Origin of the sequence: Streptomyces sp. NPDC087422 (genome assembly GCF_044744145.1) — a bacterium.
Classification (GTDB): Bacteria; Actinomycetota; Actinomycetes; order Streptomycetales; family Streptomycetaceae; genus Actinacidiphila.
On sequence record NZ_JBIUXT010000004.1, the window covers coordinates 555787 to 581757 of the forward strand.

The 25971-nt window shown below is 72.5% G+C and carries 24 protein-coding genes; 6 read left to right on the forward strand and 18 right to left on the reverse strand.

Features of this window, described 5'->3' with window-relative positions:
• Positions 1-21: 21 nt before the first annotated feature.
• The 11 genes from ACIO6U_RS15730 to ACIO6U_RS15780 all read right to left on the reverse strand — a co-directional run bounded on the left by ACIO6U_RS15730 (position 22) and on the right by ACIO6U_RS15780 (position 11960).
• Positions 22-1092 (reverse strand): polyprenyl synthetase family protein, encoded by a 1071-nt coding sequence (locus ACIO6U_RS15730; protein WP_188282688.1) that lies wholly within the window; start codon positions 1090-1092, stop codon positions 22-24.
• Entirely contained in the window at positions 1089-2501 is a 1413-nt protein-coding gene (gene hpnE, locus ACIO6U_RS15735) for a hydroxysqualene dehydroxylase HpnE (RefSeq protein ID WP_391051414.1), read from the reverse strand. The genes ACIO6U_RS15730 and hpnE overlap by 4 nt, the downstream gene beginning before the upstream one ends.
• 144 nt (positions 2502-2645) lie before the next feature.
• Entirely contained in the window at positions 2646-3590 is a 945-nt protein-coding gene (gene hpnD / locus ACIO6U_RS15740; protein WP_401719296.1) for a presqualene diphosphate synthase HpnD, read from the reverse strand.
• A complete protein-coding gene (hpnC, locus tag ACIO6U_RS15745; protein ID WP_391119327.1) occupies positions 3587-4477 on the reverse strand; it encodes a squalene synthase HpnC in 891 nt (296 codons plus the stop codon). Before hpnC ends, hpnD begins: the two co-directional genes overlap by 4 nt.
• 306 nt (positions 4478-4783) lie before the next feature.
• Positions 4784-5593, reverse strand: coding sequence for an ABC transporter ATP-binding protein (locus ACIO6U_RS15750; protein WP_355339454.1), 810 nt, complete (start codon positions 5591-5593; stop codon positions 4784-4786).
• On the reverse strand, positions 5580-6509 hold the full coding sequence (locus ACIO6U_RS15755; protein ID WP_355339451.1) for an ABC transporter permease: 930 nt from the start codon (positions 6507-6509) through the stop codon (positions 5580-5582). Before ACIO6U_RS15755 ends, ACIO6U_RS15750 begins: the two co-directional genes overlap by 14 nt.
• A gap of 80 nt (positions 6510-6589) precedes the next feature.
• Positions 6590-7435, reverse strand: coding sequence for a glycosyltransferase (locus ACIO6U_RS15760; protein WP_355339541.1), 846 nt, complete (start codon positions 7433-7435; stop codon positions 6590-6592).
• A 44-nt stretch (positions 7436-7479) separates the two neighbouring features.
• The gene (locus ACIO6U_RS15765) at positions 7480-8259 is read right to left on the reverse strand and encodes a CDP-alcohol phosphatidyltransferase family protein (protein ID WP_188282694.1); all 780 of its coding nucleotides are present in this window, start codon (positions 8257-8259) and stop codon (positions 7480-7482) included.
• Positions 8237-9298, reverse strand: coding sequence for an iron-containing alcohol dehydrogenase family protein (locus tag ACIO6U_RS15770; protein ID WP_355339448.1), 1062 nt, complete (start codon positions 9296-9298; stop codon positions 8237-8239). Before ACIO6U_RS15770 ends, ACIO6U_RS15765 begins: the two co-directional genes overlap by 23 nt.
• On the reverse strand, positions 9286-10041 hold the full coding sequence (locus tag ACIO6U_RS15775; protein ID WP_401719302.1) for a sugar phosphate nucleotidyltransferase: 756 nt from the start codon (positions 10039-10041) through the stop codon (positions 9286-9288). The genes ACIO6U_RS15770 and ACIO6U_RS15775 overlap by 13 nt, the downstream gene beginning before the upstream one ends.
• Positions 10038-11960 (reverse strand): DUF5941 domain-containing protein, encoded by a 1923-nt coding sequence (locus tag ACIO6U_RS15780; RefSeq protein ID WP_401719746.1) that lies wholly within the window; start codon positions 11958-11960, stop codon positions 10038-10040. Before ACIO6U_RS15780 ends, ACIO6U_RS15775 begins: the two co-directional genes overlap by 4 nt.
• Before the next feature lie 369 nt (positions 11961-12329).
• Between ACIO6U_RS15780 and ACIO6U_RS15785 the strand changes: the two genes are divergently transcribed.
• Positions 12330-13370: a cation diffusion facilitator family transporter gene (locus ACIO6U_RS15785; protein WP_401719305.1), complete on the forward strand. Its 1041-nt coding sequence runs from the start codon at positions 12330-12332 to the stop codon at positions 13368-13370.
• A 55-nt stretch (positions 13371-13425) separates the two neighbouring features.
• Positions 13426-14088 carry an isopentenyl-diphosphate Delta-isomerase gene (gene idi / locus ACIO6U_RS15790; RefSeq protein WP_355339441.1) on the forward strand — a complete coding sequence of 221 codons (663 nt, stop codon included), beginning with the start codon at positions 13426-13428 and terminating at the stop codon, positions 14086-14088.
• Between the two features lie 141 nt (positions 14089-14229).
• Here the strand turns inward: idi and ACIO6U_RS15795 are convergent, their stop codons facing one another.
• Entirely contained in the window at positions 14230-14700 is a 471-nt protein-coding gene (locus ACIO6U_RS15795; protein WP_401719308.1) for an ATP-binding protein, read from the reverse strand.
• Positions 14701-15054: 354 nt separating this feature from the next.
• Between ACIO6U_RS15795 and ACIO6U_RS15800 the strand changes: the two genes are divergently transcribed.
• On the forward strand, positions 15055-15837 hold the full coding sequence (locus tag ACIO6U_RS15800; RefSeq protein ID WP_401719311.1) for an enoyl-CoA hydratase/isomerase family protein: 783 nt from the start codon (positions 15055-15057) through the stop codon (positions 15835-15837).
• A gap of 243 nt (positions 15838-16080) precedes the next feature.
• On the forward strand, positions 16081-17148 hold the full coding sequence (locus tag ACIO6U_RS15805; RefSeq protein ID WP_401719314.1) for a winged helix DNA-binding domain-containing protein: 1068 nt from the start codon (positions 16081-16083) through the stop codon (positions 17146-17148).
• Positions 17149-17340: 192 nt separating this feature from the next.
• On the opposite strand, the gene ACIO6U_RS15810 is transcribed toward ACIO6U_RS15805, so the two are convergent.
• The 3 genes from ACIO6U_RS15810 to ACIO6U_RS15820 all read right to left on the reverse strand — a co-directional run bounded on the left by ACIO6U_RS15810 (position 17341) and on the right by ACIO6U_RS15820 (position 19905).
• Positions 17341-18231, reverse strand: a complete 891-nt coding sequence (locus ACIO6U_RS15810; RefSeq protein WP_355339433.1) for a DMT family transporter — start codon at positions 18229-18231, stop codon at positions 17341-17343.
• A 216-nt stretch (positions 18232-18447) separates the two neighbouring features.
• The gene (locus tag ACIO6U_RS15815; protein ID WP_355339430.1) at positions 18448-19263 is read right to left on the reverse strand and encodes a helix-turn-helix domain-containing protein; all 816 of its coding nucleotides are present in this window, start codon (positions 19261-19263) and stop codon (positions 18448-18450) included.
• A 252-nt stretch (positions 19264-19515) separates the two neighbouring features.
• On the reverse strand, positions 19516-19905 hold the full coding sequence (locus tag ACIO6U_RS15820; RefSeq protein ID WP_401719318.1) for a hypothetical protein: 390 nt from the start codon (positions 19903-19905) through the stop codon (positions 19516-19518).
• Between ACIO6U_RS15820 and ACIO6U_RS15825 the strand changes: the two genes are divergently transcribed.
• Complete coding sequence (locus ACIO6U_RS15825) at positions 19895-21706, forward strand: putative Ig domain-containing protein (RefSeq protein WP_401719321.1); 1812 nt, start codon at positions 19895-19897, stop codon at positions 21704-21706. The genes ACIO6U_RS15820 and ACIO6U_RS15825 overlap by 11 nt on opposite strands.
• A gap of 139 nt (positions 21707-21845) precedes the next feature.
• Here the strand turns inward: ACIO6U_RS15825 and ACIO6U_RS15830 are convergent, their stop codons facing one another.
• Positions 21846-22802, reverse strand: coding sequence for an NADP-dependent oxidoreductase (locus ACIO6U_RS15830; protein ID WP_401719323.1), 957 nt, complete (start codon positions 22800-22802; stop codon positions 21846-21848).
• Between the two features lie 58 nt (positions 22803-22860).
• Here ACIO6U_RS15830 and ACIO6U_RS15835 point away from each other — a divergent pair, with 58 nt between their 5' ends.
• Complete coding sequence (locus tag ACIO6U_RS15835; RefSeq protein WP_401719326.1) at positions 22861-23490, forward strand: TetR/AcrR family transcriptional regulator; 630 nt, start codon at positions 22861-22863, stop codon at positions 23488-23490.
• A 132-nt stretch (positions 23491-23622) separates the two neighbouring features.
• Here ACIO6U_RS15835 and ACIO6U_RS15840 read toward each other — a convergent pair whose 3' ends face one another.
• The gene (locus tag ACIO6U_RS15840; protein WP_391051392.1) at positions 23623-24015 is read right to left on the reverse strand and encodes a hypothetical protein; all 393 of its coding nucleotides are present in this window, start codon (positions 24013-24015) and stop codon (positions 23623-23625) included.
• 157 nt (positions 24016-24172) lie between these two features.
• Positions 24173-25813: an ABC-F family ATP-binding cassette domain-containing protein gene (locus ACIO6U_RS15845; RefSeq protein WP_401719329.1), complete on the reverse strand. Its 1641-nt coding sequence runs from the start codon at positions 25811-25813 to the stop codon at positions 24173-24175.
• Between the last annotated feature and the right edge of the window lie 158 nt (positions 25814-25971).

The following is a 25971-nucleotide window of genomic DNA, read 5'->3' on the forward strand; positions in this document are numbered from 1 at the left end:
CGTTTCGTTCTGTCGTTCTCTTTATTTCTCGCGGACCACCACAAAATCCGCGAGACCAACGAGCTTACGTTGAATTTGTTCCGGCATGTCCATTTTGTCCAGCGCGGCGATGGCGGTCGCGTACTGCCTCCTGGCCTCCTGGGAGGTCCACTCACGTCCACCGGCCTCTTCGATCAACGCCGCGCGCATAGCGAACTCTTCCTCGCTGAAGGCACCGGTTTCAGGATTCTTCGCGTCCGCCGCGAGCAGTTCACCCAGGCGCTCCGACGCGGACCCTCCCGCGGCGAGCGCGGCGACCACGGGAAGCGACTTCTTGCGCTGCCGCAGATCGCTCCAGGTCTGCTTGCCGGTGGCCGCGGGGTCGCCCCAGATGCCCAGCAGGTCGTCCACCGCCTGGAAGGCGAGCCCCAGGTGGTAGCCGTACTCCTCCAGCGCGTCGGCGTCGGACTCCGAGGCCCCGCCGAGCACCGCGCCGATGGAGGACGCGCAGGCCAGCAGCGCGCCGGTCTTGTTGCCCTCCATCTCCAGGCACTCCTGGACGGTGACCCGCTCGCGGTGCTCGAAGGAGATGTCCTGCGCCTGACCGTCGATCAGTTTGCGGGTGGCGGTGGTCAGCCGGCGGGTGGCCCGGCCGGCGTCGACCGTGCCCTGTTCCAGCAGCAGCTCGTTGGCGAGCGCGAAGAGCGCGTCGCCGACCAGGATCGCCTGGGCGGGACCGTGCACCTTCCACACCGTGTCGCGGTGCCGCCGCTGCTCGTCGCCGTCCATCAGGTCGTCGTGCAGCAGCGAGAAGTTGTGCACCAGCTCCACGGCGACGGCGCCGGGTACGCCCGTCTCGGCCGAGGCGCCCGCGGCCTCCGCGGACAGCAGGGCCAGCGCCGGGCGTACGGCCTTGCCGCCGTCGCCGTCCGCGGGGCGGCCCGCCTCGTCGATCCAGCCGAAGTGGTAGGCGGCGACGGTGTCCATCGGGGGTGCGAGGCGGGCCACGGCCGCGCGCAGTACGGGTGTGGTCAGGATGCGGCCGTTTTCCAGCAGTTCGATGACGCCGGTGGCGGTCACGTTCTCTCCTCTGGTTGCACCAATAGCACTCATGCCGCCTCCAGGACGCCGTTGTCGAATGGCATCCCGAGCGCGGACAACGCTTCTCGGGAGGCGTGCAGGCCGCTGCGCACCGCGCTCTCCATGGTCGCGGGCCAGCCGGTGGCGGTCCACGACCCGGCCAGGTAGAGGCCGGGGGCGCGGGTCACCGGACCGGGCCGCAAGCTCCCGACACCCGGAGTGGGCGCGAAGGTCGCGGTGCGTTCCCGGGTGACGAAGAAGTCGCGGACGCCCGCGCCGCGGGCCGCGGGCAGCAGCCGTTCCAGCTCGGGCAGGTAGCGGGCGCGCAACTCGGCCACGGGGAGGTCGATCTCGTCCTCCACCGCCGACTGGGACACGGCCACGTACTGACCGCCGCCGGTGAGCCCGGAACTGACGGTGCGGTCGAAGACCCACTGGACGGGGCTGCCGAGTGCCGCGAAGAACGGCTGTCGGAGCACCTGTCTGTTGTAGATCACATGCATATTGAGGATCGGAGCGGTACCGATGCGCAAGAGCTTTTCCGGATCTTCGAGCGATCCGGCGGGCAGCAGGCCGTGCGCCTCGCGCTGCGGGACCGCCAACACCACGATGTCCGCGTCGAGTTGCTCGCCGCGTCCCGGTCCGGTCTCGATCGAGACGTGCCAGCCGCCGTCCGCCGCCTCTTTGATGCCGGTGGTACGGGAGCGCAGCATGGTGCGTACGCCCGCGGTGTCCAGCGCGGCGCGGGCCCGGCCGTCGTGCAGGTCGCCCAGCGGCGCCGAGGCCCAGCCGATGTCGGCGGCCCCCGGGTCGGAGAGCAGTCCGGTCTTGAAGACCTTCGCGGCCAGGCCCAACGAGGCGTCGGCCGACCGCGCGTTGAGCGTGGCCACACCGACCAGGTCCCACAGCGCCTCGATGGTGCGCGCCGACTGCCCGCGCGCACTGAGCCAGCTCGCGAAGTCCGTACGGTCCAGGGCCGGGTCGTCCAGGTCGAGGCGGCCCAGCGCGAGCGCGGCGCGGCCCACCGAGGCCCGCTCACGCGGGCTCAGATGCGGGTAGCGGAGCAGGCTCGCGGCCAGGTGCAGGGGCACCGGCAGCGCGGTCCTGGACAGCCGCCCCAGCCGGAGCGTGTCGGCCTCCAGCACCGGTACGTCCAGCCGGTCCTGAAGGGTCACCAGGTCGCGGGCCGCGATCCGGTCGATGAACCACTGGTAGGCGTCGCAGCAGCGCAGAAAGACGTGCTGGCCGTTGTCGACGGTCAACTCGCCGCGCTTGAAGGAGAAGGCGAGGCCGCCGAGCCGGGGTCTGGCCTCGGCGAGGGTGACGCGCACCCCGGCGTCGGCCAGCGCGAGCGCGGCCGTCGTACCGGCGAGTCCGCCGCCGACCACGACGGCGGTGCGCATGCCGCCGCCGTCGGTGGTGATCCGCTCATGCGCGGTCATGCGTCCTCCCCCCTTCGGCCCCGCCGTGTCCAGCACGGCGAACCGTTGCTGGCAGTGACGCCGTACGTGTCCCGGTGGTTGCCTCGTCGTGCGCGTACCGTGCCCCGTGCCGTGCGCGCGGACCCGCGCCGTCGCGGGACGGTCTCACGCGTCACCTCGTGGGGAGCGGGCGGTACGGCGGGCGTCGAGCCCCGCGAGGCCGCGGACGGCGACGTACGCCTTCTGCCGTCCGGGCAGTGACACCCGGCCGCGCAGGACGGCCTCGGGGTCGGCGGCGATCCGGTCGAGCAGCCTGCGGTAGATCCCGGCCATGGCCGAGACGCAGGCGCCGCTGCGCCGGTCGAGCATCGGGAGCAGCCGGTATCCGGTGGCGAACAGGGCGCGGGCGCGCCGTACTTCGAATTCCACCAGACCGGGGAAGTCGGAGCCGGGCGGCGCGGTATCGCTGTGGAAACCGGCCGCGCAGCCGAACTTGGCGAGATCCTCGGCGGGCAGGTACGTCCGTCCGTTCGCGGCGTCCTCGCGGACGTCCCGGAGGATGTTGGTGAGTTGTAGGGCGAGGCCGAGCGTGTCGGCATATTCTGCGGCACGCGCATGATCGTGCCCATTCGCGGTGCCGAACACGCCAAGCGAGAGCCGTCCGATCGCGCCGGCCACGCAACGGCAGTACACGGCGAGGTCGTCCCAGGTCTCGTACGTCTCGCCGCGGACGTCCATCAGGACGCCGTCGATGAGTTCGTCGAGCCCTTCGAGCGGCAGCGGGAAGCGGCGCGCGGAGTCGGCGAGCGCGACCGCGACCGGGTCGGTGTCGTCCTCCGCGACCTCTCCCGCGCGGACGCGGGTGAGCAGCCCGCGGGTGCCGTCGAGCCGCTCGGCCTTCTCCCGCGGCGGCAGTTCACCGTCGCCGATGTCGTCGACCCGGCGGGAGAACGCGTACAGCGCGGACATCGCCTGCCGTTTGGGGGCGGGCAGCAGGCGGATGCCGTACGCGAAGTTGCGGGCCTCGTGGCCGGTCACAGCCTCGCAGTAGCGGTAGGCCGCGAGCACGGGACCGGACGTGTGGGCGGAACCGTTCACGGTCCGGCTCACCCCTCTCTTCGCAATGTCGACCCCACCTCGCGCAGCAGGCTGGGCTTGGTGGCTTTCGGCGATACCGCCAGTACGTCGTACCCCGCCGCTTCGACCGCCTTCAGCGCGGCACGGCCGCCGCCGACGAATCCGGCGAGCAGCAGCCTGAGCCTGCCACGGACGCTGCCCACCAGGGGGGTACCTTCATCCAACAAGTATCCGGCGCGTTCCGCCTCGTGCGCGACCAGGGCGCGCACCTGTGCGCCGGCCGTCGCGGCGGCGAGATCGGCCTCCTCGACCGAGAAACGCTTCATGTCCTCGGCGGGCAGATAGATCCGGTCGCGGCCGAGGTCCTCGGCCACGTCCTGGAGATGCTCCACGATCTGGAGCGCGGTGCAGACCGCGTCCGAGCGCCGGACGCGCTCGGGCGTCGAGGTGCCGGTGATGGACAGCACCAGCCGGCCGACCGGATTGGCGGACAATTCGCAGTACGCCAGCAGGTCGTCGTAGGTCGCGTACCGCCGCACCTGCTGGTCCTGCCGGTTGGCGGCGATCAGACCGAGGAAGGGCTCGGGGCTGAGGTCGTGGCGGCGGACGGTGGGCTGGAGCGCGAGCAGCAGTGGGTGCCGGGGAGTGCCGTCGAACACGCGGTTGAGGTCGGCCTCGAAGGCGTCCAGCATCGCGAGCCGGTCGTCGGCGGAGTCGGCGGACAGTCCAAGTCGCAGCGCGTCCTCCCGGCCGCCCCCCGCCAGGTCGCCGTCGCCGATGTCGTCCACCAGCCGGGCGAATCCGTACACCGCCATCAGGTCCCGGCGCCAGGCACGCGGCAGGAACACCGGTGCCACGGGGAAGTTCTCGCGCGCGGCCTTGTCCAGGACGGCCCGGGACTCGGCGTCCCCGGTCACCATGCTCTTCCCGGCACACAGGCGGCGAGCGTGCCCCGGAGCAGGATGGTCCCGATCATCATGGCCGCCACACCCCCCGTTCTACACCGCCCAGCAGATACTTCCCATTTCGGACACGCCGCACCGGGTGTCGCACCCGGGTGTCGGTCAGCGGTTTCGATCATCTCCAGGCTCCCAGCACCGGTACAGCTTACGACCGGTGATGCTGCGGCGTACGCCGGGGGCGTGACACGTGGTGGGATTGACATACAAGGTCCCCGCCGGATCGTCCGACGGGGACCTCGTACGCCTGCGAGCAGGCAGGGAACGCTACTTGCCGGTGTGCTCCTCGTACGCCTTGAGCACGTCGTCGGTCAGACCGTCCATCAACAGCTCGCCCTTCTCCAGCCACACCACGCGGTCGCACGTGTCGCGGATGGAGTTGTTGTTGTGGCTGACGAGGAAGACCGTGCCCGCTTCCTTGCGCAGTTCCCTGATCCGGGCCTCGGACCGGCGCTGGAACGCGCGGTCGCCGGTGGCGAGCGCCTCGTCGATCATCAGCACGTCGTGGTTCTTGGCCGCCGCGATCGAGAACCGCAGGCGCGCCGCCATGCCGGAGGAGTACGTCCGCATCGGCAGCGAGATGAAGTCGCCCTTCTCGTTGATGCCCGAGAAGTCGACGATCCCCTGGTAGCGGCGGCGCACCTCGTCCTGCGTCATGCCCATGGCCAGACCGCCCAGGATGACGTTGCGCTCACCCGTGAGGTCGTTCATCAGCGCCGCGTTGACGCCCAGCAGCGACGGCTGGCCGTCGGTGTAGATCTTCCCGCGCTCCGGCGGCAGCAGACCCGCGATGGCGCGCAGGATCGTCGACTTGCCGGAGCCGTTGGAACCGATGATGCCGATCGCCTCACCGCGGTACGAGGTGAAGCTGACGCCCTTGACCGCGTGCACCCGGCGGACGTTCGGCGAGCCCTTGCGGGAGATCAGCCGGCCCAGGGCGGCGGTCGCGCTGCCCTTGCCGGTGCCCGCGCCGTGCACCGTGTAGACGATGTGCACGTCGTCCACTATCACGGTGGGAACGCGGCTGTCGGAGGGCTGCTGTGCCCTCTCGACGCTCTGCTGCTCAGCCACGGCCATATTGCTCCTCCGCCTTCCAGAAGTAGACGTAGCCGCCGACGCCCACCAGCACGGCCCAGCCGACCGCGGACGCCCACACGTGCGGCGGCAACTGGGAGGAGGTCACGCTGTCGATGAGCGCGAAGCGCATCAGATCGATGTAGACCGCGGCCGGGTTGATGTCGAGCAGGATGCGTACGAAGTGCGGCGCGTCGCTGGTCAGCTTCTCGATGCTGTACATGACGCCGGACATGTACATCCAGGTGCGCAGGATGAACGGCATGAGCTGCGCCAGGTCCGTCATCTTGCTGCCCAGCCGCGCCACGATCAGCGCCAGGCCGGTGTTGAAGACCCACTGCGTGATCAGCGCGGGGAACATCAGCAGCCAGGAGGCGTTCGGCACCTCACCGGTCATCAGCACGATCGCCAGCAGGACGAACATCGACATGATGAGCTGCTGGAGCTGCATCAGCGTGAAGGCGATCGGCATCGAGGCGCGCGGGAAGTGCAGCGCCCTGATCAGACCGAGGTTGCCGGACACCGCGCGCACGCCGCTGAGTACCGAGGACTGCGTGAAGGTGAAGATGAAGATGCCGGTGACCAGGAAGGCGATGAAGTTGTCGATGCCTTTGCTGGTGCCGATCAGCAGACCGAAGATCAGGTAGTACACCGCCGCGTTCAGCAGGGGCGTCATCACCTGCCAGAGCTGGCCGAGGCGGGCCTGGGTGTACTGCGCCTGGGTGCGCGCCTTGGCGAACTCGTTGATGAAATGTCGACGGCCCCAGAGCTGCCGCGTGTACTCCACCAGGCCAGGCCGGGCGCCACTGACGGACAAGCCGTACTTGGCCGCTACCTGGGCGGGGCTGAGGCCGTCATCGGCCGTGGGTGCCGGGGGGACACCGACGGCGACCGCACCATTGTGCGTTGTCTCGCTCACAGTTGACACTTTCGTCCTCAAGGTGCGCGCCGGGGCAGGGGAATCCCGGGCTGCGCCTGATGCTCTCAGGTCCGAGCTTGTCAGATGATCGGGGGTCGGCCTAGCCGGGTCAACCTCCAGACGGTCCGCCAGCGCATCGGCCGCCGTTGACCGCAGGGAGTTGTCCATCCCTCACGGAATCCGCCGAGCCACGCTCGCAGCGCCGGCCCGGACGGCCGGCGCACCAGCGTCAGCGCGAACCAGACGCCGAGGTACGCCGGGACCAGCGGCCAGGGCAGATTGCGCCGGGCCAGCCACACCCGGTTACGGGCCACCAACCGGTGGTACACCGCGTGCCGGGCGGGCGAGGTCGCCGGGTGGAACAGCACCATGTCATGCCGATAGTCGATCAGCCAACCCGCGTCAAGAGCGCGCCAGGCCAGATCTGTCTCCTCGTGCGCGTAGAAGAATTCGGCGGGCAGCGGACCGACCTGCTGGATGACGCGGCTGCGCACGGCGCACGCGCCGCCCAGGAAGGTGGTGACCCGCGAGTCCCGCATCGGGTCGGCGGCGCGCAGCCGGGGGACGTGCCTGCGCTGCGTCTGCCCGGTCTCGGGGTCGGCGATCCGGAAGCTGATGATGCCCAGCTCGGGGTCGGCCTCGAAGGCCCGCCTGACCAGCTCCGCGGTGTCGTCGCCCGGCAGCAGCCCGTCGTCGTCCAGGAAGAGGACGACGTCCACTTCCTCGGCGCCGGGGCCGAACATCTCGATGCCGACGTTGCGCCCGCCGGGGATGCCCAGGTTCTCGGGCAGCTCCGCGGTGCGCACCTCGGCGGGCAGCGGCGGCAGCGGTGACCCGTTGCCGACCACGGCGACCGTCACCGGCGGGCCCTGCTGCTTGGCGACCGAGTCCAGCAGGTCGTTCAGCTCCGCGGGGCGGTTGCCCATGGTGATGATGACCGCGCCGACGCGCAGCGGCGTCCCCTGCGTGCTCACTTCAGCCTGCTGGAGGCGAGGACGGAGACCAGGTGCAGCAGGGTCTGGAGCAGCGCGATGCCCGCCAGCACGGCGACGCCGAGCCGGGTGAAGAACAGGTCGCCGCGCGCCTGGTCCACGATCGCGAGCAGCAGGATGAGCAGGGACGCCTCGACGCCCAGCACGAGGCGGTGCCACTTCAGCGCGGCGGCGGCCTTGCGGGCCAGCGCCACTCCGGAGGAGCGCGGCTCGGACGCCGCCTCCTTGACCGGCGGGAGCCCGCCCTGGTGCCGGGCGACCCCGACGAGGTCGGTCTCGGCCTTGATCAGCACCGCGCCGAGCGCGGCGAGGGTGCCGAGGAACGCCCACAGCCAGTCGATCCGGCCGCTGCCCCACAGGTCGGCGGCGCGCAGCCCGAAGCCGACCAGGACGGCGGCGTCGCACAGGTAGGCGCCGACGCGGTCGAGGTAGACGCCGGACAGCGAGAACTGCTGCTTCCAGCGGGCGATCTCCCCGTCCACGCAGTCCAGCAGCAGGTAGAGCTGCACCATCAGCACGCCGAGGACGGCGCCCGCGATCCCGGGCACCAGCAGCGCCGGGGCGGCGAGGACGCCGAAGACGGTCATGAGGTACGTCAACTGGTTGGGCGTGACGCGGGTGGGCGCGAGGTGCCGGTCTATGCGCAGCGACAGCTCACGCATGTAGAGCCGGCCGGCCCAGTGTTCGCCGCTGCGGCGGTCCTTGACCCCCGGGGGGTGAACGACCGGGCGCAGTTCAGCTACTGATGGCTTTGACATAGTCGGCGTATGCGTCCCTGATCTCGGTGGCGGAGAGGTCCAGGTGTTCCAGGATCGTGAAGCGGCCGGGGCGGGTCTGCGGCGCGTAGCGCACCGCTTCGACGAACTCCGGTTCCGTGAAGCCGATCTCCTCGGGGAGAACGGGCAGTCCGTGGCGGCGCAGGGTCTCGGCGATGAGGCCCGACTCCTCGCGCGCGCCGCGCAGGTGCATCGCGAAGGCGGCGCCGATGCCGACCTGCTCGCCGTGGGCGGCGGCCCGCTGCGGGTGGAGCAGGTCGAAGGCGTGGCTGATCTCGTGGCACGCGCCGGACGACGGGCGGGTGTCGCCGCTGATCGACATGGCGATGCCGGTCAGCACCAGGCCCTCGGAGAGCGTGACCAGGAAGTCGTCGTCGCCGATGCCGCCGGGGTGCCGCAGCACGGACTCGCCGGCGCTCCTGGCCATCGCCGCGGCCAGGCCGTCGATCGGCTCGCTGTTCTCGCGGTGGGACAGCTCCCAGTCCGCGAGCGCGGAGAGGTTGGAGATCGCGTCGCCGATGCCGGCCCTGACGTAGCGGGCGGGTGCCTCGCGGATCACGTCGAGGTCGATGACCAGCGCGATCGGCGTCGGGACACCGTAGGAGCCGCGCCCGTTGTCGTTGTCCAGGGTGGCGACCGGTGAGCACAGGCCGTCGTGCGAGAGGTTGGTGGCGACCGCGACCATGGGAAGGCCCACCCGCGCGGCGGCGTATTTGGTGACGTCGATGATCTTGCCGCCGCCGAGGCCGATGACCGCGTCGTAGCGCTTGCCGCGCATGGAGTCGGCGAGCTTCACGGCCGCGTCGATGGTGCCGCCGTGCACCGGGTACCAGTCCGCGCCGGGCAGCTCGGGGGCCAGCCGGTCGCGCAGCTTGAGCCCGGAGCCCTCGCTGACGGCGAAGGCGAGCTTGCCGGAGGTGGAGATCCGCTGATCGGCCAGGAGTACGGCCAGGTCGGCGATCGCGCCGCCCCTGATGTCGACGACGACCGGGGAGGGGATGAGCCTGGTCAGTACTGGCACGCAATCACCCGCCCCTTGGCGAGGTCGTCGTTGTTGTCGATCTCGACCCAGGCGACGTCACCGATCGGGGCGACGTCGATGGTGAAGCCGCGGTTGACCAGCTCCTGGTAGCCGTCCTCGTAGTACAGGTCGGGGTCGCGCTCGAAGGTGGTCTTCAGCGCGTCGGCCAGCTCGGCCGCCGCCTCGCCCTCGATGAGGGTGACGCCGATGTACTCACCGGTGGCCTCGGCCGGGTCCATCAGCTTGCTGATCCGCCGCACTCCCCTGCCGGGCTCCGCGACGACCTTCATCTCCTCGTCGGCGAGGTGCTTGACGGTGTCCAGGGCCAGCACGATCCGCTTGCCGCCGCCGCGCGCGGCCAGCAGGGTCTTCTCCACCGACACCGGGTGCACGGTGTCGCCGTTGGCCAGAATCACCCCGTGCCTGAGGACGTCGCGCGCGCACCACAGGGAGTAGGCGTTGTTCCACTCCTCGGCCTTGTCGTTGTCGATCAGGGTGAGGGTGAGGCCGTACTTCTCCTCCAGCGCCGTTTTGCGCGCGTAGACCGCTTCCTTGCGGTAGCCGACGACGACGGCGACCTCGGTCAGGCCGATCTCCGCGAAGTTGGACAGGGTGAGGTCCAGGACGGTCAGGCTGTCCGCAGCCCCTTCGGGACCGACGACCGGCACCAGTGCCTTGGGCAGGGTGTCGGTGTGGGGGCGCAGGCGTCTTCCGGCGCCGGCCGCCAGCACGAGGCCGATCATGCGGGTTCTCCTGTTTCGTCGTGTACAGCGGGAGCCCCTGCGGACACCCAGAAGCGGACGCTCTCGGTGAGGACCAGCAGCGCGAGCGCCGCGGCGAGCACCGTCAGCGCGACCGTGAAGCCTGTGTGGTGTGCGACGGCGGCCAGGAGGGCGACCACCAGGGTGCGGCCCTCGTGTCCGCCGGCCGCCCGTACCAGGGCCCGCGGCGGCGCCCCGGTGCCGCCGCGGATGCGGTACACCGTGTCGTAGTGATGGTAGGCGACCGCGGCCACCAGGCCGAAAGCGGCGGGCAACGCCCCGTTTACCCCGGAGACGGCCGCGAGGGCCAGCACCGTGCCGTACTCACCGGCCCTGAAGATCGGCGGGACCAGCCAGTCCAGGGCCCCCTTGAGCGGCCGGGAGACGGCGAAGGACGAGGTCAGGACGTAGACCACGGCCACCAGCGGCGGCCACCAGCTGCCCCGGGAGGAGAGCGCCGCGGTGGCGGTGACCGCGGCGGCGCCGAGCAGGGCGACCGCGGGCGCCGCGAAGGACGGCATACGACCGGCGAGCGGGCGCAGGATCCGGGCCCCGGCCTCGGCGAGCGGCCCGCTGTCGGCGAGGTCGGCGAGCGCCTGGGCGGCCCGGTCGGTGCGCTGCGCCTTGCGGGTGAGTGAGCGCAGGACGCGGCCCGCGGTGGTGTAGCAGGCGGCGAGGCCGCAGCCGACCAGCAGGACGACGAAGGTGACGCGCGGGGTGGTGACCGCGGTGAGCACGGCTATCAGCGCCCAGCGCTCGCCGATCGGCAGCACGATCATCCGCCGTACCCACACCGTCCAGCCGACGCTGTCGAGCCTGCCGGACAGCGCGGCGGTGGGGCTGGTGTTGGCGGTGGCGTCGTGGTTGGCCTCGTTGAAGGCGAAGTCGACGACATGGCGGCAGGTCTGGAGGACCATCGCGCCGAGCGCGAGCGCCCATACGTCGTGGCCGCCGCGGGCGGCGCCGAGCGCGAGGCCCGCGTAGTAGGCGTACTCCTTGGCCCGGTCGAAGGTGGCGTCGAGCCAGGCGCCGAGCGTGGAGTACTGGAGGGAGTAGCGGGCGAGCTGGCCGTCGGTGCAGTCCAGGACGAACGAGGCGAGCAGCAGGACGCCCGCCGCGACGTATCCGGTCCGGGTGCCGGTGGCCGCGCAGCCCGCGGCGATCAGCGCGACCAGCAGCGACGCGGTGGTGACCTGGTTCGGGGTGAGGCCGCGGCGGGCGCACCAGCGGGCCAGGTAGCGCGAGTACGGGCTGATGCAATGGGTGGTGAAGAAGCCGTCGCGGGACTTCACCGCGCTGCGCAGCCGTACCGCCTCCTCGTCCACGGCGGCGACGGCCTCGGCCGCCGCGGTCCGCTCGGCGGCGTCGGCGGGGACGGCCGCGACGAGGACGCCCAGCTCGGGGCGGTGCGGGGCGGCGCCCTGCGCGTCGAGGGCGGCGGCCAGCGCGTCGGGGACGACGGCGGCCGAGGTGGCCGCGCGGGCGGCGGGGGCGGTGTCGCCGTCGGCGGCGGACAGCAGGGTGCCGCCGGGGGCCGACACGGACGAGGCCGGTACGGAGGGAGCGGTCTGCGACGGGACGGTGGCGCCGCCCTGCGCGGTCAGCCCGGTGACGGCGGCGGTGAGCGCCTGGCGGCCTGCGGCCTGCGCGGACACGGCGCCCGCAATCGCGGCGGTGTCGAAGCGCGGGTCGGTCAGGGCCAGGCGCAGCGCGTGCCGGTGGCCGACGAAGCGGCGGTCGACGACGGCGACCCGGTCGGCGGCGGGCACCTGGGCGAGCCGCGCGGCGACGGCGACGGGCGTGTCCGCCTCGACCACCTGGAATCCCAGCGCCCGCAGGTCGTCCGCGAGCGGCGACGCTGATCCCGCGGCGGGCGGGCCGGTGAGAATGGCGGTCGACAGAGGAACTCACTCCCTGGATGCGTGCGAAGGGCTTGCCTGTAAGGGCCGCGGTCGGCAAGTCCGGGCCAGGCACGACGGCAGAGGCTATCGGATCCACGTCCGCCACCGTTCACCGCCCGTTCGCCTGAACTTGGCGTGCCCGGCGTGATCATCATCGTTGATCACGGGCGCCCGGACAAACGACGGACGCGCTCACCCGTACGAGTGAGGTGGGCGGTGTTCCCCGCGCCCCCTCTGCGCGCCTCATCACCGCAGGTCACCGCACATGACAACGGTCTCCAGTACCGGCTTGCCCACGGTGGGTAACCGGTGTTGACTGACCGCCGCACACCGGATAGCACGGCGGTCCGACGAGAGGGGGACGCGGCCATGGGGTCAGGCCACGCGCACGGCCACGGCGAAGGTCGCACGCGCAGCGGCGGCCAGGAGCGCGGCGGCGAGCGGGAGGACGGCGGCGACGGCGGCCGGAAGAAGGGCCACGGTCACGACCACAGCCACGGTCTGCGGCCGGGCGCCGACGGCACGGCCGGTTCCGCGTACCGCGGCCGGCTGCGGATCGCGCTCGGCATCACGCTCTTCGTGCTCGCGGTCGAGGTGGTCGGCAGCGCGGTCACCGACTCCCTCGCGCTGCTCGCCGACGCCGGTCACATGGCGACCGACGCGGCCGGTATCGCGATGGCGCTGCTCGCCATCCACATCGCCAACCGCCCCGCCAGCGAGCGCCGCACCTTCGGCTTCGCGCGCGCCGAGATCCTGGCGGCGGTCCTCAACGCGGTGCTGCTCTTCGGCGTCGGCGCGTTCATCTTCTACGAGGGCGTACGGCGGCTGATCAGCCCGCAGCACATCGACGCAGGCGGCACCGTCGTCTTTGGCGCGATCGGTCTGGTCGCGAACTCCGTGTCACTCGTTGTGCTGATGCGCGGGCAGCGCGAGAGCCTCAATGTGCGGGGCGCTTTCCTCGAGGTGATGGCGGACGCGCTCGGGTCGCTCGCGGTGATCGTGGCGGCCGTGGTGTTCATGACCACCGGCTGGCGGCAGGCCGACCCGGTGGCGTCACTGCTGATCGGTCTGATGATCGTGCCGCGCACGTGGAAGCTGCTGCGCGAGGCCGTCGACGTCCTGCTGGAGGCCGCGCCCAAGGGCGTTGACATGGGCGATGTCCGCAGCCACATCGAGGGCCTGCCCGGCGTGGAGGGCCTGCACGATCTGCATGTGTGGACGATCACCTCGGGGATGCCGGTGCTGTCGGCGCACGTGGTGGTCAGCCAGGAGGTCCTGGAGGCGGTCGGCTACGAGAAGATGCTGCACGACCTTCAGGGCTGCCTCGGCACGCATTTCGATGTGGAGCACTGCACCTTCCAGTTGGAGCCGGTCGGGCACGCGGAGCACGAGGCGCGGCTCTGCCACTGAGCGGCACGCGAAGTGAGGCAGACTGAGGGCCTGTCGTCGAAAGCGAAGGATGGACATGCCCACCAGTCCTGCCACCGGCCGACCCGGCTCCCCCACCGCCGTACCGTCGCCCAATGGTGTTGCCGCGCAGACCCTGGCAGATGCCGAGCAGACCCCGGCGGGTCAAGCCGTGGCGGAACCGATCCTGCTCGAACTCGTCGACGAGGACGGCCGGACCATCGGCACCGCGGAGAAGCTGTCCGCGCACCAGGCGCCCGGACGCCTGCACCGCGCCTTCTCGGTGTTCCTCTTCGACGGCGAGGGCCGGCTGCTGTTGCAGCGCCGCGCGCTGGGCAAGTACCACTCCCCCGGTGTCTGGTCCAACACCTGTTGCGGGCACCCGTACCCCGGTGAGCAGCCGTTCGTGGCCGCGGCCCGGCGCACCGCCGAGGAATTGGGCGCGGCGCCGGTGCTGATGCGCGAGGCGGGCACGGTCCGCTACAACCACCCGGACCCGGCCTCCGGTCTGGTGGAGCAGGAGTACAACCACCTGTTCGTCGGGCTGATCGGCGACGCGCTGCGGCCGGACCCCGAGGAGATCGACGACACGGCGTTCGTGGGCCCGCAGGAGCTGGCGCGGCTGCGCGCGGACGGGCCCTTCTCGGCGTGGTTCCAGACGGTGCTCGACGCGGCGCTGCCGACCGTGCGCGAGGTCACCGGCGGTACGGCGGGCTGGTAGCCCCCGTCCGGCGGGGCCCCGTCCGGCACCGGGCAGGACGGGCAGGGCAGCACGGGACGGGCACGCTGGTCAGGACGGGCAGGCAGGACGGGCAGGCAGGCCAGGACGGGCAGGCAGGTCAGGGCAGGACAGGCCGCGGCTTCAGAGGGCGGTGGTCCGCAGCGGGAGCGCCGCCCAGATCACCTTGCCGCCGGTCTCGGTCTGCGCGATGTCGCACTGGCCGCCCGCCTCCGCGGTGATCGTCTTCACCAGCAGCAGCCCGCGCCCGCCGGTCTGCCCGTGGTCGGCCTCCAGCGCCCTGGGGCGGTACGGGTGGTTGTCCTCGACGGCGATCCTGATCCAGTCGGCGCCGATCGCGACCTCGACGGTGATCTCGGGCGACAGCACGGCCGCGTGCTTCACCGCGTTGGTGACCAGTTCCGAGACGATGACCAGCAGTCCGTACAGCAGGTCCTCGTCGATCGGCACCCCCTGGTCGGCGACGAGGGCGCGCACCCCGCGCCGCACCTGGGGCACGGACGAGTCGAGAGCCGGGGCGGTGAACCGCCACACCCCCTCGTACGGTCTCGGAGCCGGAGCCTGATCGGGCGGGACGCTCCCGCGCACCTCCATGACCGCACCCACCGTCGCTTTCGCGTGACGTGTCCCCGCGGCCCCTGCCGACAACCCCGGCAGCTTCCGCCTCACAGGTCGAGTGTCCGTAACGGCGGGAGCCGAACAGGCAGGAAACCGTAAGTCCGCACCTTTCAGTAATTTTTGACCGGAAACGATCGCCGACTTCGTTTTTTCGATCGATTCGCGGCAGTCTTCGGACGCTTCCCGAACTCTTCGACCGAGATCATCTGCACGTGCACGGCGTACCGGTCTGTCCTGGCGCGGGCGCCGTGCGCCCCCGGCCGGCCGCGCGCCGGTCGATAGGATCTGTCGGCACCGGCCAGCGCATGTCGCCCCCGTGAAGGAGCACGCATGTCCACCTCCGGCCCTGGGCTGCTCGTCAGCGCCGCGGACGGCACCGCGACCGTGACGATCAGCAATCCGGCCCGGCGCAACGCGATGACGACGGCCATGTGGCAGTCGCTGCCGGGACTCCTCCACGACCTCGCGGTCGATCCCGCCGTCCGCGTGCTGGTCCTCACCGGCGCGGGCGACACCTTCTGCGCGGGCGCCGACATCACCGACCTCGCCGACCCCGTCTCGTCGAGCGGCGCGCAGTCCGCCGCCATGGCCGCGGAGGAGGCGCTGGCCGCCTTCCCCAAGCCGACGATCGCGGCCGTACGCGGCTACTGCGTGGGCGGCGGCTGCCAGCTCGCCGTCGCCTGCGACCTGCGCTTCGCCGCGCGGGGCGCCCGCTTCGGGATCACGCCCGCGCGCCTGGGCATCGTCTACGGCGCCGCCTCCACCCAGCGCCTGGTGCGGCTCGCGGGGCCCGGTACCGCCAAACACCTGCTGTTCTCGGCCGAGTTGATCGACGACGAGCGGGCGCTGCGCACCGGCCTGGTGGACGAGGTGCTGCCGGAGGACGAGCTGGACAAGCGGGTCACGGAGTTCGCCGGGGTGCTGCGGTCGCGCTCGCAGCTCACCCAGGCCGCCGCGAAGGAGTTCACCGCGACGGCGGACGCGTCGGACGACGCGGCCCGCGCCGCCCACTGGGCCCGGCAGGCCGCCCTCAGCGGCGACACCGCCGAGGGCGTCGCCGCCTTCCTCGAACGCCGCGAGCCGCGCTTCACCTGGACCCCGGCAGCGGACTGAAGCAATTGCGCGGCCGACCGAGCGGAGGAACGAAGTCGATGGCACGGCTCACGACGGCCGAGGTCCGCCGCTGGCGCGCCCGCTCCCAGGGCCTGACCGAGGACGGAAGCGACGGCGCGGGCGGCAGCGCGGGCGAAAGCGACGGCAGCGGCAGCGGCAGCGGCAGCGGCAGCGGCAGCGGCAGCGGCAGCGGCAGCGGCAGCGGCAGCGGCAGCGGCAGCGGCAGCGGCAGCGGATCGTACGGTGGCGGACGCCGTCCGGCTCTCGGCCGGTCTCCAGGCGCAGGACGCGAAGGCGTGCCGCCTCCAGGTCAGGGCGCGGACCGGCGGCACCCACGGCGCGCCGACCGCGGCCGACGTGGACACGGCGTGCGGCGCGGACCGCCGCGCCGTCGTCCGCACCTGGCTGATGCGCGGCACCCTGCACGCGGTGGCGGCCGAGGACGTCCGCTGGCTGACCGCGCTGCTCGGCCCGCGCGCGGCCGACGCGTACCGCGGGCGCCGCGCCCGGCTGGGCCTCGACGAGGAGCTGTGCGAGCGGGCGCTGCCCGCCCTGGAGCGGGTGCTGGCCGACCGGCCGCCCGTACCGCGCGCCGAGCTGGTCGATTTGCTCGCGGCGGAGGGGGTGGCCGTGGACCCGGGCGGCCAGGCCCCGGCGCACCTCGTGCTTTTCGCGGCGGCCAGGGGCGTGCTGTGCCGCGGCCCCGAGGCGGCGGGCGACGTGTCCACGTATGTCCTGCGTGAGCGGTGGCTGAAAGACGTCCCCGACGACGGCCCGACCGGCGACGACGCGCTGGCCGAACTGGCCGTCCGGCACGCCACCGCCTACGGCCCCGCGTCGGTCGCCGACTTCGCGCGCTGGTCCGGGCTGCCCCTGGGCCAGGCCAGGCGCGGCCACCGAGCGGCGGCGGACCGGCTCGCGCAGGTCGCGGGCCCGGACGGCGAGCCGCTGTGGGCCGCGGCCGGCACGGCGCCGCCTCCGGCGCGGCCCGCGGACCGGCCGCAGGTACGGCTGACCGGGCACTTCGACCCGTACCTGCTCGGCTACCAGGACCGCGACGCCCTGCTCGACCCGGCCTTCTCGACCCGTATCGCCACGGGCGGCGGCATGCTCATGCCCTGCGTGCTGCGCGACGGCGCGGTGGTCGCCACCTGGCGCCACACCTGGCAGGGCCGCCGTCTCACGCTCCGTGTCGAGCCGCTGACCGGCCCCCTCCCCGCCCCGGTCGCCGCCGGCATCACGGCCGAGGTCGCCGACATCGGCCGCTTCCTGGGCACGGAGGCCGCGTGGGAGTGGGCGCGGGGGCTGTAGGCGTCCCCATGACCGGCCCGGCTGAACGCCCAGCGCACACGGGTCGCACCGGCACGCGGTCCGCGCCGGAGTGGAGGCAGGGGTTGCGGGCGTCCCCCTCAAAGCTCAGCGCGTACGGGTCACCGGCACGCGGTCCCCGGCAGAGTAAAGGGCAGGGGTTGCGGGCGTCCCCCTCACGGCCCGGCTGAAGGCTCAGCGCATGCGGGTCGCGCCCACCGCCACGCGGTCGGCGGCGCCCGGCGGCATGGCCGGGTGGCGGCCGAGGAGGATCACGCCGATGGTGATGGCGGCGAGACCGGCGGCCTCCCAGGCGAGGGCGCCGGGGGTGACGCGCAGGCGGTCGCCGAGGAAACCTATGCCGCAGGCGATTCCGGCCAGCGGCTGGGCGGCGGTCAGCGCGGGCAGCGACATCCGCAGCGAGGCGGTCTCGAAGGCGCTCTGGACGAGCAGCATGCCGGTGAGGCCGATGACGGCGATGGCGTACGGCTGCCAGTGCACGGCGAGGGCGGCCACACCCTCGTCACCGGCCAGTTGGCTACAGATCCGGGTGAGGGCGTCCTGGAGTCCGTAGAGCAGGCCCGCGGCCAGCGCGAGGAGCGTGGCCTCGGAGGACGGCGGCAGCCGCTTGGCCGCGCCGGTGAGCAGCAGCGCGAGCCCGGCGACGATGCCGAAGACCAGCCAGTGCCGCAGCGCCCCCGCCTCGGCCGCGCTGCCCTCCGGCTGGCCCGCGACGATGAAGGCGGTCACGCCGAGGGCGAGCAGGACGACGCCGCCCCAGCCGCTGAGGCCGAGGGACTGGCGTGGGGTGAGCCAGCGGGCGAGCGCCATGGCGAAGAGCAGATTGGTGGCGGTGAGCGGTTCGACCAGGGAGACCTCGCCGTAGACGAGGGCGACGGCTCCGAGCACCTGGCCGCAGACCATCAGGCCGACACCGAGCAGCCAGTCCGGCATCCGTACCAGGTGCAGCAGCAGCCGGAAGGACAGGAAGTCCGCGAGCGAGGCACGCGCGGCCGCACGCTGCTGCAACACGAAACCAAGGCCGAGGCAGCACGCGGCACTGACTCCCAGCAGGAACACGGCCACGCGGTCACTGTATAGGCACTGACCGCGGGATCGAGGGGTTCCGTGGGCTTCGCCACAGGTCCGCGTCGCCTTCGGGACAGCGACGCGGACAGCTCACCGACAGCTCACGAACAGCTCGCGGACAGCGGTCCCACGGGAGCCGGCCGGCCCGGCGGACAGCCGAGCGCCAGGCGGCCGACAGCCGGGCGACAGGGCGCCCCGCAGCCGCCGTACGGGTCACGGCCGCGCGTTCGGAACCGTTTCCGCGCTCTCCCACACCGTGAGGAACGCCAGCCGCAGGCACGCGGCGAGCGCCGGGTGCTCGATGTAGAGCGCGGTCGTCGCGCCGGTCCCGGCCACCGGGTCCGGCATGTCGCAGAGCACCAGCGACGCGTCGGCGACCACCAGCTTCAGCGGCAGCGCGGAGGTGAAACGGTGCTCCTCGCCCGCCGCGCCGAAGCGCCGTACGTTCTCCAGCACCTCCGTGTCGTCGAGCGAGTCGTGGGTGTAGATCGCCCGCACCGAGCCGCCCGAGCGGCGCAGCCGACGTACCACCTTGATGCCGGGGGTGTTCGCGGCCGGGGCGACGAAGGGCGGTTTGCAGAAGCTCAGCAGTTCGGTCTTGGCCTGGCCCTGGATGTCGGTGAACGCCTCGGCTATCGATTTGGGGTCGCGCAGGATCTCGACGTAGTCGATCGGCACGGTCTGCGTGCGGCCGTCGGCCCAGACCGGGACGAGGGCGGCGGTCAGCGCGGAGGAGACGCGGTCGAGGCGTTCGAGGGTCTCGCGCTGAAGGGCCATGAGGCGGGCGACGGCCAGTTCCGGCGCGACGGCCGAGAAGGTGGCGACCCGGCCGGGGTGCGCGGTCGCCAGCCGCCGCCGTACCAGCGTGTCGAGCACGTCGTACACCCGCTGCCGGGGTACGTCCGCCGCCCGCGCGACCTCCGCCGCCGTGTACGACTCGCGTCGCACGAGGGCGAGATAGACCCGCGCCTCGTACCGCGCGAGACCCAGCGCGACAAGGTCGTTGACCGGTTCTTCCTCCGTCTCCATGGCGCCACAAGGTATACGGCGGAGATCGACTTGCGGAAGCGAGCCGGGGTCGGATCCAGGCCGATCCGAGGGCAACTCTTTGCCATAGGCCGGTAGTTACTTGGGCCCTCGGTCACTACGTTCAGCATCGGTCACCACTCACGGTGGTGGCAGTCGGCAGTAGATGACATCCGGATCACCAGTGAACGTGCGCCACACGAAGTCCCAGGCGTCGCCGTCGCATGATCGGTTGTCATGACCTTGACATGAAGGTCAGCGGCGGACGCCCTCGGGAGCCGATCCCCCCATGGAGGGCAGTTCATTGAAGTCGTCACACCCCGGCCGGGCCAGACGGGCCGTCCGCCGCACGGCGGTCGCCGTACTGTCGGCGGCGGCTCTCGTCACCGGCGGTCTGCTGGCCACCGCGGCGCCGTCCGTCGCCAGCACCCCGGCGTCGGGCGCGGCAGCCACCTCCGCGTCGTCGAGCACGGCCGCGTCGTCGCACACCTCCGCGTCGTCGAGCACGGCCGCGTCGTCGCACACCTCCGCGTCGTCGAGCACGTCCGCGAGCACGTCGTCCGGCGCGTCCGCGTCCGCGTCGTCGGCCGCTCCCACCCAGCGCCTGTGCGCCGTCCCCGCCAAGAAGGGCCAGATGGCCTGCATGGCGCTGACCCGTACCGACGTCGTCCACCACCTCGGCATCACCCCGAACGCCACCCCCTCCGGCTACGGCCCCACCGACCTCCAGAGCGCGTACGCGCTGCCGTCGTCAGCGGGCGCCGGAGCCACCGTCGCGATCGTGGACGCGCAGGACGACCCCAACGCCGCGGCCGACCTGAGCACGTACCGCGCGCAGTACGGGCTGCCGGCCTGCACCACGGCCAACGGCTGCTTCAAGAAGATCAACCAGAACGGCTCGACCACGTCGCTGCCGAGCGCCGACTCCGGCTGGGCCGGTGAGATCTCACTCGACCTGGACATGGTCAGCGCGGTCTGCCCGCAGTGCCACATCCTGCTGGTCGAGGCCACCTCGGCGAGCATGGACGACCTGGGCACCGCGGTGAACCAGGCGGTCACACAGGGCGCGAAGTACGTCTCCAACAGCTACGGCGGCAGCGAGGACTCCTCCGACACCACCGCCGACTCGCAGTACTTCAACCACCCGGGCGTCGCCATCACCGTCAGCTCAGGCGACGAGGGCTACGGCGCGGAGTACCCGGCCGCGTCCAAGTACGTCACCGCCGTCGGCGGCACCGCGCTCAGCCGGGCCAGCGGCACCACCCGCGGCTGGACCGAGTCCGTCTGGAACACCTCGAGCACCGAGGGCACCGGCTCCGGCTGCTCGGCCTACGACGCCAAGCCCACCTGGCAGACCGACACCGGCTGCGCCAAGCGCACCATCGCCGACGTCTCCGCCGTCGCCGACCCGGCCACCGGCCTGGCCGTCTACGACAGCTACCAGGCGTCCGGCTGGCAGGTCTACGGCGGCACCAGCGCCTCGTCGCCGATCATCGCCTCCGTCTACGCCCTGGCCGGCACCCCCGCGGCCGGGACCACCCCCGCCTCCTACCCGTACTCCCACACCGGCTCGCTGAACGACGTCACCAGCGGCTCCAACGGCTCGTGCGGCGGCTCCTACCTGTGCACCGCGAAGGCCGGATACGACGGGCCGACCGGGCTGGGCACGCCGAACGGCACGGCCGCCTTCACCAACGGCGGTTCGACCGGCGGCAACACGGTGACGGTCACCAACCCGGGCGCCAAGTCCACCGCGGTCAACACCGCGGCCTCGCTCCAGATCAGCGCCAGCGACTCGGCCTCGGGCCAGACCCTCACCTACAGCGCCTCCGGCCTGCCGACCGGTCTGTCGATCAACTCCTCCACCGGTCTGATCAGCGGCACCCCGACGGCGGCGGGCACGTACAACGTCACCGTCACCGCCACGGACACCACCAGCGCCTCCGGCAGCGCGTCCTTCACCTGGACCGTCACCGGGTCGGGCGGCGGCTGCACCACCGCGCAGCTCCTGACCAACCCCGGCTTCGAGAGCGGCAACACCGGCTGGACGACGTCCTCCGGCGTCATCGACAACAGCACCGGCGCCCCCGCCCACAGCGGCTCGTACAAGGCGTGGCTGAACGGCTACGGGACCACCCACACCGACACGCTCGCCCAGTCGGTGACGATCCCCGCCTCCTGCACCAGCGCCACCTTCACCTTCTACCTCTACGTCAGCAGCCAGGAGACCAGCACCACCACGGCGTACGACAAGCTCACCGTCGCCGCGGGCAGCACCACGCTGGCCTCGTACTCCAACCTCAACAAGGGCACCGGCTACGTGCAGCGGTCGGTCAACCTGTCCTCCTACAAGGGCCAGACGGTCACCCTGAAGTTCACCGGCACCGAGGACTCCAGTCTCGCGACGTCGTTCCTGATCGACGACGCGGCGGTCAACGTCGGCTAGCCCGTCGTCCGCCGGGGTCCTCCGGATCGGCGACACCCGGCGACGGGAGGGCTTCCCACCCCGGCCCCACAGGGGCGGGAAGCCCTCCCCGCCGCATCGGTGAAGGCGGCACCACGTTCGCCGTCGCCACGGCCAGGCCCTAGAGGTCGATGACGACCTTGCCCCGCACGTGCCTGCCGGCCTGGAGCTCGGCAGCCCGGCGGATCCGCTCGACCGGGAAGGTCTCCGCGATCGGCACCCGGAGCCGGCCCGTGGCGACCAGGCGGGCGATCTCCTCCAGAGCGCCGGGAGCCGCGTTCGCGCCGTTGGCTGCGGGCACCCCGTCGACCTGCGCGGCGATGGCGCAGATGCGACCGTCCGGGACGCCGAGTTCCCTGGCGGCGTGCACGGTCTCCACGCCGTGCAGGTCGACGGCGGCCGTGACGCCGCCGGGAGCGAGCGATCGGACCCGGTCGGCCAGGCCGTCGCCGTAGACGACCGGCTCCGCCCCGAGCTCGCGCAGATAGTCGGCCGACGCCGCCGATCCCGTCCCGATCACGCGCGCTCCCGCGATCCGGGCCAGTTGGACGGCGAAGACCCCGACCCCGCCCGCCGCGCCGCCGATCAGCACGGTGTCGCCCGGGCCCGGATCGATGACGGCGAGGGCGGCGGATGCCGTACGGCCGGCGATCGTGAGGGTGGCGGCGGTACGGTCGTCGACGCCGTCGGGCGTGTGGTGGGCCTCGTTCGCCGCCGTCCCCCCGGCCGGGTCGATCACCACGAAGTCGGCGACCGCGCGGGACAGGGCGCCCCCGAACACCCGGTCGCCGGGGGCGAACCCGCTCACCTCGGCACCGACCTGGTCGGCCACTCCCGCGTAGTCGGTTCCGAACCCGGCCGGCAGGCTCAGGCCGAACCGGGCGGCGGTGTCCGCGTCGGCGGTCATGATCCAGTCCATCGGATTCAGTCCGGCCGCGGTGACCCGTACGCGGATCTGTCCCGGACCGGCCTGCGGGGCGGGAACCTCGTGGACCTCCAGGGCCTCGGGGCCGCCGAACGACTCGAGCCGGACCGCCCTGCTCCCGCCCGCGGGAGGCTGATCGCTCTGTGCCTTCATGTGCGTCTGTCTCCTTGGGACCGAGGGAACACACCGAAACGGACTATGCTCCGTTTACATGAATGACCGTAACATAAACGGAGCGCGATCCGTTTCGGCGGACGCGGAGCCCCGCGCGCCACGGGCGGACGCGGCCCGCAACCGCGACCAGTTGCTCGCGGTGGCGACCCGCGTGTTCATGTCGGCCGACGCCGAGCCGTCGATGCGGGCGATCGCCCGCGAGGCCGGGGTCGGGATCGCCACGCTCTACCGGCACTTCCCGACCCGCGAGTCGCTGGTCGACGCGGTCTACCAGGATCAGGTCGTACGACTGACGACCGGTGCCCGCGAGCTGCTCGGTCAGCTGCCCCCGGCCGCGGCGATGCGGCGCTGGACGGACTTGTTCGGCGACTGGATCGCGACCAAGAACGGCATGCTCGACACGCTCCTCGCGATGATCGAGTCGGGCGAGATCACCCATGCGCGGACCCGGACCGAGCTGCTGACGGCCATCACGACGATGCTCGACGCGGGCAGTGCGGCGGGCGACCTCCGTTCCGACGTCACCGCCGAGGACATCGCCGCCGCCCTCATCGGCATCTTCACCGTGGCCCCCCGGCCCGGGCGCGCGGCCAAGGCCGGCCGCCTGCTGGACCTGCTGATGGACGGCCTGTCGCCCGCCGCCCGGCCGAGCCGCGCCGAAGACTGAGTCGGCGTCAGCCGTGTCGGCGTGCCGCGCCGAAGACCGACCGGGTCAACCGCGGCGGCGTGCCGCACCGAAGGGATCGCGGGACCCCGGGCCGGCCCCCACTGCCGACCCGGGGTCCCGCGATGGTGCCGATCACCGCACGTCGACGGTGATCTTCCACCCCGCGATGGCATGGCAGGACATGACACCGGGGGTGGCGCCGGGGCAGGCGCGCCGGAACCCGCTCAGTTCGGCGGTGCCCACCCGCGCGCCTCGGTAGACGCCGGGAGAGATCTCGGAGAGGGCGGCGCCCCGCTCGCCGGGCGGCCGGTCGCCGGGGGCGGTGGCGACCCGCAGGGTGCTGCCGACACTCAGGCAGACCTCGCGGCCTTCGGCCCCGCCGCCGGGCGTGACCGTGACGTCACCGCAGACCGGCCGGGTGCTGCTGTCGCTCGGATCGGGCGACCCGACACGTACGCCGCTCGCGCTTCCGCAACCGGCCACCAGCAGTACGGCGGCGGCAGCGGCGAATGTCCGAGCGCGCATCGTGTCCTCCTCCGGCGGCCGGTTCGGGGTCCGGTCATGGATGGGACGCAGCCGGACGCCACCGGGTTCCCTCCCGCCCGGAGGGTCCGGGGGCGCCGTCGGGAACGCGGCGCGGGCCGCCTCGGGGAATCGGGGCCCAGGCGCGCTCGGGGTTCGCTCAGCGCTCGGTGATGCGGCCGTCGGCGACCTCGACGCGGCGGGTCGTGTGCACGGCGTCCAGCATCCGCCGGTCGTGGGTGACCAGCAGCAGCGTGCCCTCGTACGCGGCCAGCGCCGCTTCGAGCTGTTCGATCGCGGGCAGGTCGAGATGGTTGGTCGGCTCGTCGAGGACCAGGAGATTGACGCCGCGGGCCTGGAGCAGCGCCAGCGCGGCGCGGGTGCGCTCGCCGGGCGAGAGGGTCGCGGCGGGGCGCAGCACATGGGCGGCCTTGAGGCCGAATTTGGCGAGAAGCGTACGGATCTCGGCCGGATCCATGTCGGGCGCCGGGGCGCGGAAGGCGTCGAGGAGCGGTTCCTGCCCGCGGAAGAGGCCGCGGGCCTGGTCGACCTCGCCGACCAGGACGCCGGGGCCGAGCGCGCTGTGGCCCTCGTCCAGCGGGAGGCGGCCGAGCAGCGCGGCGAGCAGGGTGGACTTGCCCGAGCCGTTGGCGCCGGTGATGGCCACCCGGTCGGCCCAGTCGATCTGGAGGTCGACCGGCCCGAAGGCGAAGTCGCCGCGGCGCACGCGGGCGCCGCGCAGGGTGGCCACCACGGCGCCCGAGCGGGGCGCGGCGGCGATCTCCATCCGCAGTTCCCACTCCTTGCGCGGCTCCTCGACCACGTCCAGGCGCTCGATCATCCGGTCGGTCTGCCGGGCCTTGGCGGCCTGCTTCTCACTGCCCTCGGCGCGCGCCTTGCGGGCGATCTTGTCGTGGTCGGGCGCCTTGCGCATGGCGTTCCTGACGCCCTTGTCCATCCAGCCGCGCTGCATGCGCGCCCGCGCTTCGAGTCCGGCCTTGGTGTCGGCGTACTCGTCGTACTCCTCGCGGGCGTGCCGCCGGGCCGTCTCGCGTTCCTCCAGATAGGCGGTGTAGCCGCCGCCGAAGATGCTGACCTGCTGCTGGGCGAGGTCCAGCTCCACCACGCGGGTGACGGTGCGGGTGAGGAATTCGCGGTCGTGGCTGACCAGGACCGTACCGGCGCGCAGGCCGCCGACGAATTTCTCCAGCCGTTCCAGGCCGTCGAGGTCGAGGTCGTTGGTGGGCTCGTCCAGCAGGAAGACGTCGTAGCGGCTGAGCAGCAGCGAGGCGAGTCCCGCGCGGGCGGCCTGGCCGCCGGAGAGCGAGAACATCGGCTGGTCCAGGTCGACGCCGAGGCCGAGCGAGGCAGCGGCCTCCTCGGCGCGTTCGTCCAGGTCGGCGCCGCCGAGCGCCAGCCAGCGGTCGAGTCCGGTCGCGTACGCGTCGTCGGCGCCCGGAGCCTCGTCCACCAGCGCCTGGGTGGCGGCGTCCAGGGCCGCCTGGGCGGCGGTGACCCCGGTGCGGCGGCTCAGGAACTCCCGCACGCTCTCCCCGCCCGGCAGCCGCTCGGGCTCCTGCGGCAGATGCCCGACGGTGGCGGTGGCCGGGCTGAGCCGCAGCGTCCCGTCCTCGGGCGTGTCGAGCCCGGCGAGCAGCCGCAGCAGCGTGGACTTGCCCGCGCCGTTGGCGCCGACCAGACCGATGACGTCGCCGGGGGCGACGACCAGGTCCAGGCCGGAGAACAGGACACGGTCGCCGTGTCCGGCGGCGAGATTCTTGGCGACGAGAGTGGCACTCATAAGAGGGCGGAGTTTATCGGGTGCGACGGGAGGCGGGCGAAGGGCTTTCACGGCGGGCGGCGGAGGCTTGCCCTCCGGTCGGCGGAGGGCTTGCCTCCGGTCGGGCCAAGGGCTGTCGCCGGGTCTCGCCGTGCCGACGGGTCCGGCTCGACGCGAGG

Bases quoted from the DNA above. Each gene is read 5' to 3' on its own strand.
- ACIO6U_RS15785 (WP_401719305.1), top strand. From the start codon at position 12,330: ATGGGGTCAGGCCACGCGCACGGCCACGGCGAAGGTCGCACGCGCAGC.
- ACIO6U_RS15760 (WP_355339541.1), bottom strand. From the start codon at position 7,435: ATGGGCAACCGCCCCGCGGAGCTGAACGACCTGCTGGACTCGGTCGCC.
- ACIO6U_RS15845 (WP_401719329.1), bottom strand. From the start codon at position 25,813: ATGAGTGCCACTCTCGTCGCCAAGAATCTCGCCGCCGGACACGGCGAC.
- hpnC (WP_391119327.1), bottom strand. From the start codon at position 4,477: ATGGTGACCGGGGACGCCGAGTCCCGGGCCGTCCTGGACAAGGCCGCG.
- ACIO6U_RS15750 (WP_355339454.1), bottom strand. From the start codon at position 5,593: ATGGCCGTGGCTGAGCAGCAGAGCGTCGAGAGGGCACAGCAGCCCTCC.
- ACIO6U_RS15835 (WP_401719326.1), top strand. From the start codon at position 22,861: ATGAATGACCGTAACATAAACGGAGCGCGATCCGTTTCGGCGGACGCG.
- ACIO6U_RS15820 (WP_401719318.1), bottom strand. From the start codon at position 19,905: ATGCAGGCCATCTGGCCCTTCTTGGCGGGGACGGCGCACAGGCGCTGG.
- ACIO6U_RS15840 (WP_391051392.1), bottom strand. From the start codon at position 24,015: ATGCGCGCTCGGACATTCGCCGCTGCCGCCGCCGTACTGCTGGTGGCC.
- ACIO6U_RS15795 (WP_401719308.1), bottom strand. From the start codon at position 14,700: ATGGAGGTGCGCGGGAGCGTCCCGCCCGATCAGGCTCCGGCTCCGAGA.
- ACIO6U_RS15775 (WP_401719302.1), bottom strand. From the start codon at position 10,041: ATGATCGGCCTCGTGCTGGCGGCCGGCGCCGGAAGACGCCTGCGCCCC.
- hpnE (WP_391051414.1), bottom strand. From the start codon at position 2,501: ATGACCGCGCATGAGCGGATCACCACCGACGGCGGCGGCATGCGCACC.
- ACIO6U_RS15765 (WP_188282694.1), bottom strand. From the start codon at position 8,259: ATGTCAAAGCCATCAGTAGCTGAACTGCGCCCGGTCGTTCACCCCCCG.
- ACIO6U_RS15825 (WP_401719321.1), top strand. From the start codon at position 19,895: ATGGCCTGCATGGCGCTGACCCGTACCGACGTCGTCCACCACCTCGGC.
- idi (WP_355339441.1), top strand. From the start codon at position 13,426: ATGCCCACCAGTCCTGCCACCGGCCGACCCGGCTCCCCCACCGCCGTA.
- ACIO6U_RS15830 (WP_401719323.1), bottom strand. From the start codon at position 22,802: ATGAAGGCACAGAGCGATCAGCCTCCCGCGGGCGGGAGCAGGGCGGTC.
- ACIO6U_RS15800 (WP_401719311.1), top strand. From the start codon at position 15,055: ATGTCCACCTCCGGCCCTGGGCTGCTCGTCAGCGCCGCGGACGGCACC.
- ACIO6U_RS15815 (WP_355339430.1), bottom strand. From the start codon at position 19,263: ATGGAGACGGAGGAAGAACCGGTCAACGACCTTGTCGCGCTGGGTCTC.
- ACIO6U_RS15730 (WP_188282688.1), bottom strand. From the start codon at position 1,092: ATGAGTGCTATTGGTGCAACCAGAGGAGAGAACGTGACCGCCACCGGC.